The 17,004-nt window shown below is 46.6% G+C and carries 13 protein-coding genes; 11 read left to right on the forward strand and 2 right to left on the reverse strand.

The annotated features are described in order from the left end of the window. Nucleotides 1-297: 297 nt before the first annotated feature. Genes ACLSSO_RS02220 through ACLSSO_RS02240 form a run of 5 tightly spaced genes read left to right on the forward strand, consistent with a single transcriptional unit; the run spans nt 298 to nt 8,778 of the window. Complete coding sequence (locus ACLSSO_RS02220) at nt 298-5,811, forward strand: HAMP domain-containing protein (protein WP_413943927.1); 5,514 nt, start codon at nt 298-300, stop codon at nt 5,809-5,811. Between the two features lie 2 nt (nt 5,812-5,813). Continuing rightward, a complete protein-coding gene (locus tag ACLSSO_RS02225; protein ID WP_413943928.1) occupies nt 5,814-7,883 on the forward strand; it encodes a response regulator in 2,070 nt (689 codons plus the stop codon). Next, on the forward strand, nt 7,873-8,250 hold the full coding sequence (locus ACLSSO_RS02230; protein WP_295900097.1) for a hypothetical protein: 378 nt from the start codon (nt 7,873-7,875) through the stop codon (nt 8,248-8,250). Before ACLSSO_RS02225 ends, ACLSSO_RS02230 begins: the two co-directional genes overlap by 11 nt. A gap of 2 nt (nt 8,251-8,252) precedes the next feature. Continuing rightward, nucleotides 8,253-8,510, forward strand: coding sequence for a DUF5985 family protein (locus tag ACLSSO_RS02235; protein ID WP_295900096.1), 258 nt, complete (start codon nt 8,253-8,255; stop codon nt 8,508-8,510). Between the two features lies 1 nt (nt 8,511). Then, nucleotides 8,512-8,778, forward strand: coding sequence for a DUF5985 family protein (locus ACLSSO_RS02240; protein ID WP_295900095.1), 267 nt, complete (start codon nt 8,512-8,514; stop codon nt 8,776-8,778). Here ACLSSO_RS02240 and ACLSSO_RS02245 read toward each other — a convergent pair whose 3' ends face one another. Further along, entirely contained in the window at nt 8,779-9,876 is a 1,098-nt protein-coding gene (locus tag ACLSSO_RS02245) for a hypothetical protein (RefSeq protein WP_413943929.1), read from the reverse strand. Nucleotides 9,877-10,014: 138 nt separating this feature from the next. Between ACLSSO_RS02245 and ACLSSO_RS02250 the strand changes: the two genes are divergently transcribed. The 6 genes from ACLSSO_RS02250 (at nt 10,015) to ACLSSO_RS02275 (ending at nt 16,345) form a co-directional block, all read left to right on the forward strand. Then, nucleotides 10,015-10,524 (forward strand): hypothetical protein, encoded by a 510-nt coding sequence (locus ACLSSO_RS02250; RefSeq protein ID WP_295900093.1) that lies wholly within the window; start codon nt 10,015-10,017, stop codon nt 10,522-10,524. Nucleotides 10,525-10,752: 228 nt separating this feature from the next. Continuing rightward, nucleotides 10,753-11,340, forward strand: coding sequence for a diacylglycerol/polyprenol kinase family protein (locus tag ACLSSO_RS02255; protein WP_413943930.1), 588 nt, complete (start codon nt 10,753-10,755; stop codon nt 11,338-11,340). Nucleotides 11,341-11,483: 143 nt separating this feature from the next. Next, entirely contained in the window at nt 11,484-12,332 is an 849-nt protein-coding gene (pssA, locus tag ACLSSO_RS02260) for a CDP-diacylglycerol--serine O-phosphatidyltransferase (protein WP_295900090.1), read from the forward strand. Then, nucleotides 12,316-13,323, forward strand: a complete 1,008-nt coding sequence (locus ACLSSO_RS02265) for an aspartate-semialdehyde dehydrogenase (RefSeq protein WP_295900089.1) — start codon at nt 12,316-12,318, stop codon at nt 13,321-13,323. Before pssA ends, ACLSSO_RS02265 begins: the two co-directional genes overlap by 17 nt. Nucleotides 13,324-13,874: 551 nt before the next feature. After that, entirely contained in the window at nt 13,875-15,248 is a 1,374-nt protein-coding gene (locus ACLSSO_RS02270) for a CFI-box-CTERM domain-containing protein (protein WP_295900088.1), read from the forward strand. Continuing rightward, the gene (locus ACLSSO_RS02275) at nt 15,245-16,345 is read left to right on the forward strand and encodes a hypothetical protein (RefSeq protein WP_413943931.1); all 1,101 of its coding nucleotides are present in this window, start codon (nt 15,245-15,247) and stop codon (nt 16,343-16,345) included. Before ACLSSO_RS02270 ends, ACLSSO_RS02275 begins: the two co-directional genes overlap by 4 nt. 82 nt (nt 16,346-16,427) lie before the next feature. On the opposite strand, the gene ACLSSO_RS02280 is transcribed toward ACLSSO_RS02275, so the two are convergent. Then, nucleotides 16,428-16,919: a hypothetical protein gene (locus ACLSSO_RS02280; protein WP_295900086.1), complete on the reverse strand. Its 492-nt coding sequence runs from the start codon at nt 16,917-16,919 to the stop codon at nt 16,428-16,430. Nucleotides 16,920-17,004: the final 85 nt, after the last annotated feature.

Consider the following 17,004-nt stretch of genomic DNA (forward strand, 5'->3'; position numbering starts at 1 on the left):
TTTTCTTTTTAAGGGTTGTTATTCAACACTCTCGTTTAATTCAACACACATCCTATATTCGGGCTACATAGCACCTTACTTTAATATAGAGTAATGAGGTCAGGTTTTTTGAAAAGGCTCTTCAAAATTTGAATAAGCCCCGCAGGTATAGGCGTTTTTTTGAAAACTTCAAATTAGAAAAATGTAACTAACGAAATCGGTCAGTTGCATTAAGACGCGGCAATAAACCTGCATTTTGTTTACCAAGATTGCGCCAATGTTATTGCTCTTGCCGTCCTGTAACAGGAGGAAATCTTTGTGGCGAAGTTGGATACGAATTTTGAAGTTAAAACGAAATCGAAAAAAAATCCGAAGGCTCTGGCCTCAACCAAAACTTTTACTGAAGCGGAACGTAAGCAGGCATTAAAAAAACAGCGCAACCATCTTGAGGCAGAAGCAAATGCTTTCGGAAACAACTTCGATGCGGAAACCAAAGAGCAACTTCGTCAACTTCTCCTAACAGTCAAAGCTGTCCGCCGCGGGGATTTCTCTTCCAGAATGGCCGTCGGTCAAGAAGGTATCATTTCAGAAATCGGCGAAGTGTTGAATGACATCATCGAGCTCAATGAAAATATGGCCAATGAATTCGTCCGTGTGCGCAGCACTGTCGGTCAAGAAGGCCGTATGAATGAACGCGTGAATATGGGGACGGTTCGTGGAGCTTGGGCAGTAAGCGTAGATTCGGTTAATTTGCTTATCGGAGATCTGGTTCAACCGACTCAAGAAGTCGCACGTGTCATCACATCGGTTGCGAAAGGCGACTTGTCACAGAAAATGACGATGGAAATTGACGGTCGCATGGTGAAAGGGGAGTTCCTTCGCATCGGTACGACGGTTAATACGATGGTGGATCAATTAAATTCTTTCGCTTCGGAAGTCGCCCGCGTCGCCAAAGAGGTGGGTACTGAAGGAAAACTCGGTGGACAAGCCGACGTAAGAGGGGCTTTGGGAATTTGGCGCGACCTGACTGATAATGTGAATGGTCTTGCCGGAAACTTAACAGATCAAGTTCGTAACATCGCCAAAGTAACAACGGCGGTTGCGAAAGGTGACCTTTCACAAAAAATCACAGTCGATGCCAAAGGGGAAATCTTTGAATTGAAAAACACCATCAACGTCATGGTGGATCAGTTGTCATCATTCGCGGCCGAAGTGACTCGTGTGGCGAAAGAAGTGGGTACGGAAGGCCGTCTGGGCGGTCAGGCGGACGTAAAAGGGGTTTCTGGAACTTGGAAAGACTTAACAGACAACGTAAATGGTCTTGCAAACAATCTGACAGCGCAGGTTCGTAACATCGCGAAAGTAACAACCGCCGTTGCCAACGGGGACTTGTCACAAAAAATTACCGTTGATGCCAGAGGCGAAATCTTGGAACTCAAGAATACCATCAACGTCATGGTGGATCAGTTGTCATCATTCGCGGCCGAGGTGACTCGTGTTGCGAAAGACGTAGGTACCGAAGGGCGATTGGGCGGTCAGGCCGACGTAAAAGGAGTTTCCGGAACTTGGAAGGACTTAACAGATAACGTAAATGGTCTTGCAAATAATCTGACGGCACAGGTTCGTAACATCGCAAAAGTAACAACAGCGGTTGCCAACGGAGACTTGTCGCAAAAGATCACGGTTGATGCCAAAGGTGAGATCCAAGAACTTAAAGACACCATCAATACGATGGTGGATACGCTTCGTTCCTTCGCTGCCGAGGTAACCCGTGTCGCCAAAGAGGTGGGTACTGAAGGTAAACTGGGTGGACAAGCGGACGTAAAAGGTGTGTCGGGAACGTGGAAAGATTTAACAGATAACGTAAATGGTCTTGCAGGAAATTTGACAGCGCAGGTTCGTAACATCGCGAAAGTAACAACGGCGGTTGCGACAGGGGACTTGTCACAAAAGATCACGGTTGATGCCAAAGGCGAAATCTTAGAACTTAAAAATACAATCAACACGATGGTGGATCAGCTCAACTCGTTTGCGGCCGAGGTGACTCGTGTCGCGAAAGAGGTAGGTACAGAGGGAAAACTCGGTGGACAAGCCGAAGTGCGTGGGGTTTCTGGAACCTGGAAAGACTTAACAGATAACGTAAATAGTTTGGCCGGAAACTTAACGGACCAAGTTCGTAACATCGCGAAAGTAACAACGGCGGTTGCAAAAGGTGACTTGTCACAAAAAATCACCGTTGATGCTAGAGGTGAAATCTTAGAATTAAAAAATACGATCAACGTCATGGTGGATCAGTTGTCTTCCTTCGCGGCCGAGGTGACTCGTGTGGCGAAAGAAGTGGGAACCGAAGGACGTCTGGGCGGTCAAGCCGAAGTAAAGGGAGTTTCCGGAACTTGGAAGGATCTAACGGATAACGTAAACGGTTTCGCGAACAATCTGACAGCGCAGGTTCGTAACATCGCGAAGGTAACAACAGCGGTTGCCAATGGGGACTTGTCGCAAAAAATCACGGTTGATGCCAAAGGCGAAATCTTTGAATTAAAAAATACCATCAACGTCATGGTGGATCAGCTCAACTCGTTTGCGGCCGAGGTGACTCGTGTTGCGAAGGACGTTGGTACCGAGGGAAAACTCGGCGGACAAGCCGATGTAAAAGGTGTCTCAGGAACGTGGAAAGATTTAACAGATAACGTAAATGGTCTTGCAGGAAATCTAACAGCCCAGGTTCGTAACATCGCGAAAGTAACAACAGCGGTTGCGAAAGGTGACTTGTCACAAAAGATCACGGTTGACGCCAAAGGGGAAATCTTAGAACTCAAAAACACCATCAACGTCATGGTGGATCAGCTCAACTCGTTTGCGGCCGAGGTAACTCGTGTGGCGAAAGAGGTAGGTACCGAAGGTAAACTGGGTGGTCAGGCGGACGTAAAAGGTGTGTCGGGAACTTGGAAAGATTTGACCGACAACGTGAATGGTCTTGCTGCCAACTTGACAGCGCAGGTTCGTAATATCGCGAAAGTAACGACAGCGGTGGCGAATGGCGACTTATCACAAAAGATCACGGTTGATGCCAAGGGTGAGATCTTAGAACTTAAAAACACTATCAATACGATGGTGGATCAGCTCAACTCGTTTGCGGCCGAGGTGACTCGTGTCGCAAAAGAAGTAGGTACGGAAGGACGCCTCGGAGGACAAGCGGAAGTTCGAGGGGTTTCTGGAACATGGAAAGACTTAACAGATAACGTAAATATCATGGCCTCGAATCTGACCATGCAAGTGCGTGGTATCGTGAAAGTCGTGACGGCCGTCGCCAACGGTGACTTGAATCAAAAATTCGTTCTTGAAGCCAAAGGGGAAGTGGCCGCTCTTGCTGAGACAATCAATTCGATGACGGACACCCTGCGCACGTTTGCCGATCAGGTAACAACCGTCGCCCGCGAAGTGGGTATCGAAGGTAAACTTGGAGCGCAAGCGCGCGTACCGGGTGTTGCCGGAACCTGGAAAGACTTAACGGATAACGTGAACTTCATGGCGTCGAATTTGACAACGCAAGTTCGCGGTATCGTGAAAGTCGTAACGGCGGTTGCCAACGGTGACTTGAATCAAAAATTCGTTCTTGAAGCCAAAGGGGAAGTGGCCGCTCTTGCTGAAACAATCAACTCGATGACGGACACCCTGCGCACGTTTGCCGATCAGGTAACAACCGTTGCCCGTGAAGTAGGTATCGAAGGAAAGCTCGGCGGTCAGGCCAGCGTACCAGGAGCGTCTGGTACTTGGAAAGACTTAACAGACAACGTGAATCAGCTTGCCGGAAACTTAACGACCCAAGTGCGTGCGATTGCTGAAGTATCAACTGCCGTAACAAAAGGGGATTTAACTCGATCCATCACCGTTGAAGCGGAAGGTGAGGTTGCGGCCCTTTCAGAAAATATCAATCAGATGATCTCGAACTTGAAAGAGACAACTCAGAAAAATAATGAGCAAGACTGGTTGAAAACAAATCTCGCGAAGTTCTCTGGCATGATGCAAGGTCAAAGAAGTATCGCTTCGGTTGCTCAACTGATTATGTCGGAACTAACGCCTCTGGTAGATGCGCGCCAAGGCACGTTCTACATGCTTGAGATGGAAAACAATGAACCAAGTTTGAATTTAATTGCGAGCTACGCTTATTCGGAAAGAAAGCGCGTGAACAATAAATTCAAATTAAAAGAAGGTTTGGTCGGACAATGTGCGTTTGAGAAAAAACGCATCCTGCTGACCTGCCCTCCAGACGATGATAACGTGATGATCACATCCAGTATCGTCGATGAAAAACCACGCAATATCATTGTGCTACCGGTTCTTTTCGAAGGCGAGCTGAAAGCCGTGATTGAACTTGCGTCGGTGATTCCATTCTCACAAAACTACATCAACTTCTTGGACCAGTTGATGGACAGTGTCGGCGTTATCTTGAATATGATTTCGTCAAGTATGCGTACAGAAGAACTTCTTCAAGAACTCAAACGTTCCAATGCCGAACTGGAGGCGCAAGCCAAAGAGCTCGAAGAAAAAGCAAAACTTTTGGAAGTCAAAAACCAAGAGGTTGAATTGGCCAGCCGTTCTTTGGAGGAAAAAGCGGAACAGCTTTCCCTCATCTCCAAATACAAATCGGAATTCCTGGCGAATATGTCCCACGAATTGCGAACGCCGCTTAATAGCTTGCTGATCTTGTCGAAAACATTGGCGGAAAACCGTGATAAAAATCTCAGCAACGAGCAAGTGAAGTTTGCGAGCACCGTGCATTCGGCAGGTCAGGACTTATTGGCATTGATCAATGAAATTCTAGATCTTTCCAAAGTGGAAGCAGGAAAAATGCCTGTGACACCGAAGCTTGTTTCGATGATGGAAGTGAAAGAATATATTGAGCAAACATTCCGTCCTGTCGCGGAACACAAGGGACTTGAGTTCACAGTTGAAACAAGTCCGGATCTTCCGCCAGAAATCATTACGGATGAAAACCGTCTGCATCAGATTCTTAAAAATCTTTTGTCCAATGCCTTTAAGTTCACTGAAAAAGGCTATGTGAAATTGCAACTGATGCTCGATGATCGCAACAAAGAGTCCGTGAAAGATAAATCCAAATTGGATGTCATTTTCCGCGTGACTGACACAGGTATCGGTATCCCGGTAGACAAACAAAAACTGATCTTTGAAGCCTTCCAGCAAGCGGATGGAACAACCAGCAGAAAATACGGTGGAACGGGATTGGGTCTGACAATCAGTCGCGAGATCGCGCGTCTTTTGGGTGGCGTCATTGAGGTAGAAAGCCAGCCGGGAATTGGCAGCAGCTTTACTCTTTATCTTCCACAGAAGTATTCAAGTCCCGACGTTTCAGTTTTAGGAAGCACTGTGGAAGAACCTACTGAAGCAGCTCCTCTTCCGCTGGATGCTGACTTCACTGGACGAAAAATTCTGATCGTGGATGATGACGTCAGAAATGTCTTTGCCCTTTCCAGTGTTCTAAAAATGCGCGGTATGAATGTGATCTATGCCGAAAATGGAGAGCAGGGAATTCGTATGCTTAAAGAAAATCCCGACACCGATCTTGTCTTGATGGACACGATGATGCCTGAGATGGACGGCATTGAAGCGACAAGGGAAATTCGCAAGCTCGAAGAATTTGAACATCTTCCTATTATTTCCTTAACCGCAAAAGCGATGAAAGGAGACCGTGAAAAATGTTTGGAAGCGGGAGCCTCTGACTATGTCACGAAACCTGTGGATGAAGCCTACTTGTTGGCGGTGATGTATTCATGGCTTCCTAAGAAAAAGAGTTCCCCACAGGTAGATTAGGAATGGAAAAAACGTCAAACATCGTAGACATTCTCATTGTGGATGACAGGATTGACGGTCTGATTGCGCTTGAGGCCGTCTTGAATATGCCTGACATCAACTTAGTGAAAGCCCAGTCAGGTCAAGAAGCTTTGGACCTGTTGGGGCACTATGATTTCGGCTTGATCTTGCTCGACGTGCAGATGCCGGAAATGGACGGCTTTCAAACAGCGCAGCGTATTCGTCAGAATGAAAAATATAAATTAACACCGATTATTTTTGTTACGGCGATTAACAAAGACGACCGCTATATCTATCGCGGTTATGAATCCGGAGCAGTGGACTATATCTTTAAACCATTTGAGCCGCAGATTTTAAGAGCCAAAGCCAGCGTGTTTTTGGAATTATTTAGAAAATCGCGACAACTGCAACAACAAGCCGAAAGAATTCGTGAAAGTGAAAGACGAGAACGTTACTTTCGTTTGGCGGAGCTGGAAAATGAAAGTCTGAAACGGTATCGCAATTTAGCCGACGCCATTCCGCACATGGTGTGGCGTGCTCGTAGCGATGGAAATCTGGATTATGTAAATAAAGGCTGGACGGATTATACGGGCCTTACCTTAGAACAAAGTTCCGGTGATAAATGGCAGACCGCCATGCAGCCAGAGGACCTCAGACTGTTTTTAAAGACCTGGTTGGATTCGATGTCGGAAGGAAAACCCTTTGATGTCGAAATGAAAGTACGCAACCAGCAGGGAGAGTGGCACTGGTTCTGGGTGAAAGTCGTTGCCGAACTCACTCCCGGTGGACAAGTAGGAAGTTGGTTGGGAACTTGTACCGACATCAATGATCGCAAGATCGCAGAATTAAAACTCATTGAGGCTGAAAAACAAGCCAAAGCGGCCAGCCATTCAAAGACCAGCTTTTTGGCAAACATGAGCCACGAAATTCGCACACCGATGAATGCAATCCTTGGTTTTACAGAGCTGATGCTGGATCCGAATCAAACCCCCGAAGAACGTGTGAACTGTATTCACACCGTGCAAAGAAATGCCAGCCAGTTGCTTAAAATCATCGATGAAATTTTGGATATCTCCAAAGTGGAGTCCGGTCACATGCAAATGGAAAAAGTCGCTGTCGATGTGCCGATTCTTTTGGATGACCTCAAAAACCTGTTGCAGTTGCAGGCAATGGACAAGGGACTGGAGCTCCGTTTTGGCTTAGACACGGAAATTCCCCGGACAATCATTTCTGATCCAACAAGACTGCGCCAGATTCTTCTGAATCTTATTGGTAACGCTATTAAATTTACACAACGCGGATTCGTTGAAGTCAACGTGGCGTGGCATGCGAAGGAGCATCCGGGTGAAAAAGACAGAATGGAATTTCGAATCAATGATACAGGCGTTGGAATTTCCCGCGAACATGCCGAAAATCTTTTTCAACCTTTCGTTCAAGGGGACAGTTCTACCACACGCAAGTTTGGTGGGACCGGGTTGGGACTGGCTTTATCACGACAATTGGCGCGGGCCATGGACGGCGACATTTCTTTGGTAAGCAGTGAACAAGGGCGCGGTAGCAATTTCTTGGTTATTGTTGAAGCCCCGGCCTTACCGGACACAGCTTTTGTAAACAAATTGGCAACAGCGACAAATCGAAAATCCAAAAAATTTCCAAAGCGTGGCGATGGTCGCTTGAAATCCATGCGCATTCTTTTAGTGGAAGACGTTGTCGACAATCAGGCATTGATGGTGCATTTCTTAAATCTTGCAGGCGCTCAAGTCGAGGTCGCAGACAATGGACACGAAGGCGTAGAAAAGGCTTTGGCTGGAAATTTCGATGCTATCTTGATGGATATTCAAATGCCATTAATGGATGGCTATGAAGCCACCCGACAGTTGCGGGCTCAAGGCAATAAAACACCTATCATTGCTTTAACTGCCCACGCTTTAAACGAAGAAAAAGATAAAAGCATTGAAGCTGGTTGTGATGATCACCTTTCAAAGCCTGTTGAATTCAACACTCTGATAGAACATCTTATAAAGCTTGTACCTAAACGTGACAAAGAAGAAGGGGAGCGAAGTGTCGAGTGAAATCCCCTATGAAATCCGCGAATTCATAAGAAAATATATTTCTTCTGTGTCTCTCTTGGAATTGCTTTTATTGTTAAAACAAAATCCCTCTCGCTCTTGGACTGCCGCAGAGTTAAGTGGAGAAATGCGCACAAACAATTCTTATGCAGCGGCACAGCTCCATGAACTTGCCAGTGTGAAGTTGGTTGTTCCCGATGAAAGAACGGACAGCTTCCGTTTGACTGACGAACCAGATGTCGTACGGATCATCGGTGATCTTGAGGTCCTCTACGCTCATCGTCGCTCCAGCACAATTAGCAGTATTTACGCTCAACCCATGGATAGCATTCGAGACTTCGCGAATGCATTTAAAATTAAGAAGGATTAGCTATGGTTTATTTTGTCTACATGCTTTGTTCGTTGATGAGCCTTGGCGTGGCCATAGTTCTTTTGCGGGCCTACCGGCAAAACCGTACAAGATTGTTATTATGGAGCAGCATCTGTTTTGTCGGTATTGCTATTAATAATATTCTTCTTTCGATCGATTTCAGCCTGGGCCCCAACTATGACCTCACGACGGTGCGGGCGTTTTCGTCTTTAATAGCTATGGCGGTTCTGCTTTACGGTTTGATTTGGGATACGGTGTAGTATGGACAAGGTTGATTTAAATAATTTTATTTATGGCGCTGTGATGATGGCTTCGTTCGTCGCAGGCATTTTCTTTTTGAAGTTTTGGCGGAAAACCAAAGACCGCTTTTTTGCGATCTTTGCCGCCGCTTTCTTTTTGCTGGCCATTGAACGATGGTTTTTTCTGTTTATACAAATACAGAACGAGGTTCACACCTATATTTTTGTGATTCGGCTTCTGGCATTTTTATTAATCTTAGGAGCCGTGATAGACAAGAACAGGGCGTAACTAGCCGCCGCCGCCATTGTTGTAATTAGGATTTTGCACCCACTTACAAGTGTTTGAAATCAATTTCAATCGTTTGTTGTGACACTCGAAATTCACAGCACCTTGATACGTCCAATAACCGTTGTCATTAAAGCGATTGCCGTAACCCCAGTCGCCATCATAAGACGGATTGGGTGTTGGCGTGTGAATGCGCGGAATTTCTGTGCGACAACTGATATAAGTTTTCGCGACATAAGCGAGAGTGCTTGGCACATTGTAATCGTAAAGCTTCGTGTAACTGCGATACTGATAAAGGAAATTCATCGTATCGTAGCTTTGATGCAATAAATATTTTCCGCGCGGACTATCAAAGTAGTCAGCGAAATATCCATAGCCACTGTCATACGTGGCGTTGGTGAAAGTGAAATAAGAACCTGCAGGGCAGTTGCCCGCCTGTTCTTGCACCGTCACGCGCGCAATCGAGCTTTGAATGCTCTGGCCTTTGGCGTCCTTGACAACAATGTGATAGTTGCCTTCTTTGCTGTAGGAATAAGCGGTGTCGAAGTAAGAGCTGTACTCACCCATGCCGTTACCGATCGCTTGATTGTCTTTGTACCATTGATAAGTGTAAGGATAAGTTCCGCCAGACACAGTCGCATCAATAGTGAAGCTTGCACCTTCTATCACCGAAACGCTTTGCGGCTGTTTTGTGAAACGGAAACTTGTGTTTGTTGTGCTGCCACTGCCTCCAGCTGTGACACCGCCGCCACCAGAAGAAGTTCCCCCTGAAGAGCCACCACTTCCGACAGAAACTCCTCCGCCGCCCGTCGCTGAACCACCGCTTCCGCTGGAGCCGATGTTGACAGAGCCACTGCCGCCAGAGCCGCTACCCACGCCCACTCCCGAGGAATTGCCATTGCCGGGACGGCTGCCCCAGACGGAACCCTTATCTGTCGAAGGACTAGAACTTGCGCTTTCGGTACTGCAATCGGCACCGGAGCTGGTGCACATTTGGCTTTGTGGAGCACAGTTTTGGAAACTCAAAATAGTGAGGAAAGTGATCAATAGACCTGAGAGGACGCGGAAATTGCGGATCCTTTTGAGAATACGTTTGGTCATAGTAACTTTCCCCCGAAATTTACTAGACTAAAATACGGAAGAAATATGGAAACACTTGAGTCAAAAAGCGGATAAATCGCCGGTATTCTCATTTTGACACAGCTAAAGTCCTGCCTCGAAGCGCCGATGTAGGAGGATATGTTTAAACGTCAGCCAACAGACACGCAGTTTCTTTTTATCACTCTTGTTTTGGTTCTCTTAATGGGAATTCCGACGTTTCACACGCTGACGGCCAACGATGAATTTTCTAACGATGAACTTGCGCAAAATTCCGCGACAACAATCGGCGAGCGTCGTCCTGCCAGCATTCCTGCTGTGACAGCGGCGGCGGCGATGGCTCCGGCTATTTCGCACTTCACTCACTATGATGTGAGCTGTGCAAAGAAGGCTTTGAACAAGTTGGATGTCTCTGGTGGCTTTGTCCAATTTCAGGGAAAAAACTGTCTTAAAAACTTCAAAGATGGCGACATTGAAATCGTCAACAAGAGCAATGGTTACACGGCTTCCGTTTTCATCAGCGGGGCTGACAAATATCAAACCGACCTCATCCAGCTGCAAAAGGGCGACAATGAAATTGCGATTCGTTATCGCGAACGCTCCGGAAAAGCCGTGGAAGAGGTCATCCGCGTGCGTTCTTCACAAATTTAACATAAACAAATCAATATCTTAATGCGTGTCGCTAGAGTAGTATCAATTGAATTGATATTCCCTCCCTCTGCCTTTAAGTTAGCCGCGTTGTGCTCGTCTGCGTCCATTTGACAACACTGCTGCAGAGGCTAAAACGGTTGGAATAGATTGATGATGCTTGAAGGATTTTTACAACCAGTGGATTTAAAAAAACGTTCGGACATTCATTATGCTCGAAAGATTTGGCATATGTCGGGAGTCTTCACGATGTTCCTCGCTTATGTCTATCTGCCGCCAGCGGTGTCCATGACGATCCTGGTAATTGCATGGGCTCTTTTTGTTCCTTTCGATTTTTTGCGTCAAAAAAACGCAGCTTTGAATGATTGGGCTGTTCACGCGTTCAAACCAATCATGCGTCAAAGCGAAGTGAAAAAGCTCGCAGGGACAACTTTCCTTTTAACGGGCGTTTTGGCTGTTGATATTTTGTTCCCTCGTCAGATCGTGGCTTTGACTTTGTTGTTCTTGGCTTTCGCTGATCCGATCGCAAGTTATTTTGGAATCTTGTATGGTAAAGACAAAATCTTTGGCCACAAATCCATTCAAGGATTCATGGCTGCGTTCTTCGTGTGCGCGGGTGTGACATTCCTCTATTTGCTCTATCATAATTACTTAATGGATCGTCTTATTGTGGTGAGTCTTTTTGCGGGCCTCGTGGGAGCGTTTGCAGAGTTGATTCCAATCGGAAAACTCGATGACAATTTGACTCTTCCTCTGATGAGCGCCGTCGGCCTTACGATCTTGTTTTATTTCTTTGGATTTTTCACCATTGTCGGCTAGGCTGCTGTTGAAAAAGGCCCATCCGACTGCGTTGTCGGGTCTTATCCTACACTCCGACGTACATTGAGTACGCCTCCGTTGCGGATAAACCCCTCCGCCTTGCGGCTGAACCTTTTTGAACAGCAGCAAGTTGTCGGAGATTTATGGCTATTGAAACTCAATTAGATTCTGAAGATGTTAGAGCACAACGTTTGGCGATGTACATTTACATCCTTCCAAACTTGATGACGACGGGAAATTTGTTTTCCGGTTTCTTCGCAGTAATTCAATCCATCAAAGGAAATTATCTTTACGCAGCTTACGCGATTGTTGTCGCGGCGGTATTTGACCAGCTTGACGGTCGCTTGGCGCGTTTGACTCGTTCAACAAGTAAGTTCGGTGCTGAATACGATTCTTTGTGTGACCTTGTGAGCTTCGGTATGGCTCCGGGCGTTTTGTTGTTCTTATGGGCTTTGCAACCGTTCGGCCGTTTGGGTTGGGTGGCGTGCTTCTTGTTTGTCGCTTGTGGTGCTCTTCGTTTGGCGCGCTTTAACGTGCAAGCCAATGTGGTTGAGAAAAACTATTTCCAAGGTCTGCCAATTCCCATGGCCGCAGGTATCGTGGCGTCGTCTGTTTTGGCATTCCAAGATTTGGAACTAGAACCGCTTGGTAACTATGGTCTTTTGATCATGACGATTTTATTGGCCCTTGTGATGGTCAGCAATTTCCGCTTCCGCAGCTTTAAAGATTTGGATTTGAAAGAGCGCCTGCCATTCCGTTACCTCATCTTGGGTGTCGGTGTGTTGGTTGTCGTAGCACTTCGTCCTGAAGTGATGCTCTTTGTTCTTTTCATGGGCTATGCCGCATTGGGCGCAGTCTTTGGTATCTTCAGACTTGGTAAAAATATTCGTAAGATTAAGCCGAGTGTGTACGCTCCAGCACAAGTGCACGAGAGCGACTTAGTCCTCGAAGAAGAGGAAGAAGAGGCCAAGAAAGATGAAAAGAAAACTTAAAGTCGGAGTGGTCGGCGCGACCGGAATGGTCGGCCAAACGTTCATGAACATCTTAGCAGAGCGCGAGTTCCCAATCGAGGAACTGCGCCCTTTTGCTTCCGAAAACTCATTGGGAAAAAAGATCGAGCTGCAAGGCAAGGCTTGGCCCGTGCAAGTTTTAAAAGAAGGATGTTTCGACGGCCTCGATTTAGTTTTCTTTTCTTCCGGAGATGACATCTCTAAAGAATGGGCTCCAAAGGCAGTGAAAGCCGGAGCGTTTGCAGTGGATAACTCAGCCGCCTTCCGCATGGACCCGAACACAGTGTTGGTCGTTCCCGAAGTGAATGGCCACCTGGTCGATAAAAATTCAAAACCACAGATTATCGCAAATCCCAACTGTTCAACAATTCAGTTGGTAGTCGCGTTGAAACCTCTTCAAGAAAAATTCGGTTTGGAAGAAGTGCGAGTCAGTACATATCAAGCGGTGAGCGGCGCCGGTCAAGGTGGTTACGACGAACTTCTTGAACAAACAGCGAACCACGACAAACCTCAAGATCCAAAAACATTCCCGCACACGATCTTGTTCAACTGCATCCCACAAATCGGCTCGTTCGGTGATGATGGTTACTGCAGTGAAGAAGTCAAAATCATGAAAGAGACCAGAAAAATTTTAGGCCAGGAAAACCTAAAAGTTTCAGCATTCACAGTGCGTATCCCAGCATTGAATGCGCACAGTGAATCCGTATGGGTCACACTCAACAGAGCCGCAAATCGCGACGAAGTGATGACAGCTCTTTCAGGATTTGAAGGCATCGTCGTCCAAGACGAACCAAAGAAAAGCGTCTACCCATTAGCAAGAGACGTTTCCGGAAAAGACCCGGTTTACGTAGGCCGCGTCCACCGCGACCCAGAAAACCCAAAAATGTACCTAATGTGGGTCGTATCAGACAACATCCGCAAAGGTGCAGCCCTCAATGGAATTCAAATCGCGGAGAAGATCTTTTTTAGTTAGTTCCGGGTGCGGAATTTAACCAGCTAAATCCCTTACCTATCCGGTCACTGCTCAGACAGTCCTCGCGGACGCGATCCCTTTGGGATCTGCTGCTGCGGAACTCGCGATGCCCGAATAGGTAAGGGATTTAGCTGGTTAAATTCCGAACGCAACTATCTCCAAAAGCGTCTCGGCAATTTAAATCCATCTCGCTTGGGACATGTTGATGTGTCCTCAAATAGCGCGATTTTCAAGCTACAAAATAATGTTCTAGTTACTGAACTTCGTCGGCAGTGTGGGTGTAGGAGCCTTAGGCACTTCCGCGGAGTCAGACCTCCGCGCCGACACGATGTCGTATCAAAGCGCGGCGAGGCAGGATGCCGTGTCTGACGGAGAGGGAGTGCCTAAGGCTCCTACACCCACACTGACGTACCGAGAGCTCACGTATCTGGATCTTGTTTTGAACGTCTCTGAATGTTGCGACAAAAGTCTTGGAGGGTGGGTTTTTTTGACTTCCGGACTTTGGCATGGTTCGATTAAGTATGGCTCTATTTCCAAGGATTGGAATTCAGATGGGATCTGTTAAGGCTAAAGCTTTTATGGCTTTGGTTGGTGGTCTTTTTATTTCTTCTTCTAGCTTTGCCACGATGACTTTGGTGTCTATCAGTGGGGCTTCTAATCAAGATATTTCGGATGCTACTAAGCCTAAGATTTATGGTGGTTTTGCTGGAACTTGTGCTTCCGGAATGGATGGGACTAGTACTTGTGATAGTTGCACGGGTGCTGATATCGGTGGCTCGAAGCTTTGGCCTTGTAATAAGACAAACGCTTATGTGAATTTGAATCTTGTTATTCGTACGTCTTTTCAAGGCGCTGCGGGAACGAGCCCTTCTCCGTTTGTAAAGGTTGGAGAAGATAAAATAAACGCCGTTACACAAACTGTTGAGGATGGTGGAACCATTCTTAATACACAAATCCCTTGGGGAACATTGTGTGGGGCCGCGAATAACGACAGCAATTGTAAAGCAAGCTTCAGTAAGGACCTTACCGTTGGAATTGATACCACAAGCAACGGAACCACTACGACTGAGTCTTTAACATTTACAGTGACTGTTCGTTATGTTGATAGCACTACTCCGGGAACAGAGTGGTTCTACACAGATTGCAATACGACGGCGTCAGCGGATAACAGTGGCTTCTGTCATTTCAAAGCTTACCCTGGCGACGGAAAAATCTATGCTGATGAGCTTGTGATTTCTGCAACAAAACTGGCAACCCCTTTAGGGGGTCTTGAATATTCAAATCTAGTGTTCTTCACTGAGGCAGAACAAACGACGGGTGAAGCGGAAACGGCCATTCTCGCTCGTCTTTCCAACGCTTCAACTTACTACAGTGTTTCTGTAAATAAATCCGCAGATCCTCCGGTCGCGGATGATCGCATCACAGGCCTTGATAATGGCGTTCACTACTGCACGGTCATGGCGAATCAAGATACCACGGGAATTATTTCTTTCTTTACGCCCATTCCTGGAACACCGGGATCTCCAGTAACGGTGGCAGAGCTTTGCACGACGCCATCGGAAGTGATCGGTCTTCTTGATGATAAGCACTGTTTTATTGCGACAGCGGCTTTTGGCAGCGACATGGCTCCGGAAGTTCAAAGCTTTAGAGATTTCCGTAACAAATTCTTACTCACGCATTCTTGGGGCCGTTCGTTTGTAAAATTCTATTACAAGCACAGTCCTTATTACGCCAATCTCATTGCCGAAAGTGAAGTAAGCAAAGGCTTTGTACGCGTCGGACTTTGGCCTCTTTTATTTTTTGCACGCATGAGTGTGGCTTTTGGATTCTGGACGACTCTTGTTATCTTATCTTTGGCGACACTTTCAATTATCGAACTTTATCGCCGTCTGGTTCTGGGAAGAAGATTCCGAGGTGAGCTGTGAGATCCTGGCCAAAATACGTCGTTGCATTGCTTGCCGTCGTTTCCTTTCATACCGTTCGTGCTCAAGAAGAATCTGCTCCGCAAGAACCTCCTTTTGTGCAGGAAGAAAATGAATTTGATACTCTTCAGAATGCACCGACTTCTCCGGATGAAGCGGAAGCTCTGTCCATTGAAGACGAAATCAAAAGTTCTGAGCCTGAAGCTCCTGCAAAAAAAGAAACCGTGAATTTGAACGAGCAACCTAAGTCCGACAAAAAATTGGAAGAAGAGTTGCAACTTGAAGAAGAACCGCAAGCCCCTGTTGTGGAAGAAGCTCCAGCAGTGATTCCTGCTGAACCGGTTGTCGAAGTAAAACCTGTGCAACAAGCACAGCCTTCCAATGTGGTTCAACGCACTTCCAAAGGTGGTGTGGAATACATTCACCATCCGCAAGCCGCCAAAGGACTTATCGCCATCACCAAAGAAGGCGCTTACGTTTATAAAACAAAAGAGACTGGCAAGTACGATCAAACAGGTTCCTTCCGTTTTGGAATGATGGACCCGCCAAAAATCACAGCCGCCGATGGAACGACGTTTGAGATGATGTACTCTGACGGTCAACAGCCGGTGATGATGTTTGATTATGAGTGGCAACCTTTTTCCGGTTACGGAAAATTGGGTGTGCAAGCCGGTGTTGGATTCTTAGTCGCGCACGGAAACGGTCGCTTCGTGGATGCATCCATGGGCGGACTGACTCCGAAAGAAAAATACACTTTCGTAGCCATTCCTTTAAACGTAGGTATCGTCTATCGTTTGGAGTGGATGTCACGCCAATGGCTCGCTCCTTATGTCGCGGGTGGCGGAACTTACGTCGCTGTGGGTGAATTCCGCGACGACGGAAAAACACCGTCAGCGGTCGGAACTCCGGGAGCTTACGGAGCTGCGGGAATGTTGTTTAATATCTCTGCGATGAATAGAGACACGGCTTTCACTCTTCGCTCTGAATACGGCATTTCAAATTTATGGGTGTCTTTGGATTATCGTTATCTGAATACATTTAACGAAGACTTGGATTTCACATCGAGCATCGTTGGCGCCGGTGTGGTGGTCGATTACTAAATGATTTTTCTAAAATTTAAATACAAAAAAACCCGAGGTCGTCGTGACACTCGGGTTTTTCATTTTGCTCAATTAGAAAAGACTAGCGAGATTGATCAAGCGCGATTTCCATGCGGTTGATACCAAGATTCACACCAAGACCTTTTGCGAATTGCAAAGACACTTTCAATGCCATCTCAGGAAGGTCTACGCGAGTTGCCGTGATGATACCAACACCACCAAGAACCGCACCTTGAGCTTGTGCTACATAGTATGTGCCCAAGATTGATTCTGGATTGCTGTCAAACAATGCGATCTCTGCCGCTTGACCTGTCAATTCCATGCGACCGATGGCTACTTGCGGAGAAAGCGGAGCTGCTTTCATAGAGACTGTCACAGGGTAGTGAGCAGTTTGACCTGTGAGGCTCACGCAGTTCAAATCACCGCGGCCTTCGTAAGAGTATTTACCCAAGATCACTTTGAAGCCGTGAGCCGTTCCTTTGAAACCCAAGTTACATGCCCATGCTGGAGCCGTGTATGCTTGAGCTTGTGCTGCACCCAATACCAACGCGATTGCTACAAATAGTTTTTTCATTTTCATTTCTCCTTTAATAAGGTTGTTTTGTTTTTGTTTCGTATCTCGGAACACGACTAGAAGTATCCGACCTGAATTCCGGTGT

Source organism: Bdellovibrio sp. HCB-162, from assembly GCF_047344985.1.
Classification (GTDB): Bacteria; Bdellovibrionota; Bdellovibrionia; order Bdellovibrionales; family Bdellovibrionaceae; genus Bdellovibrio.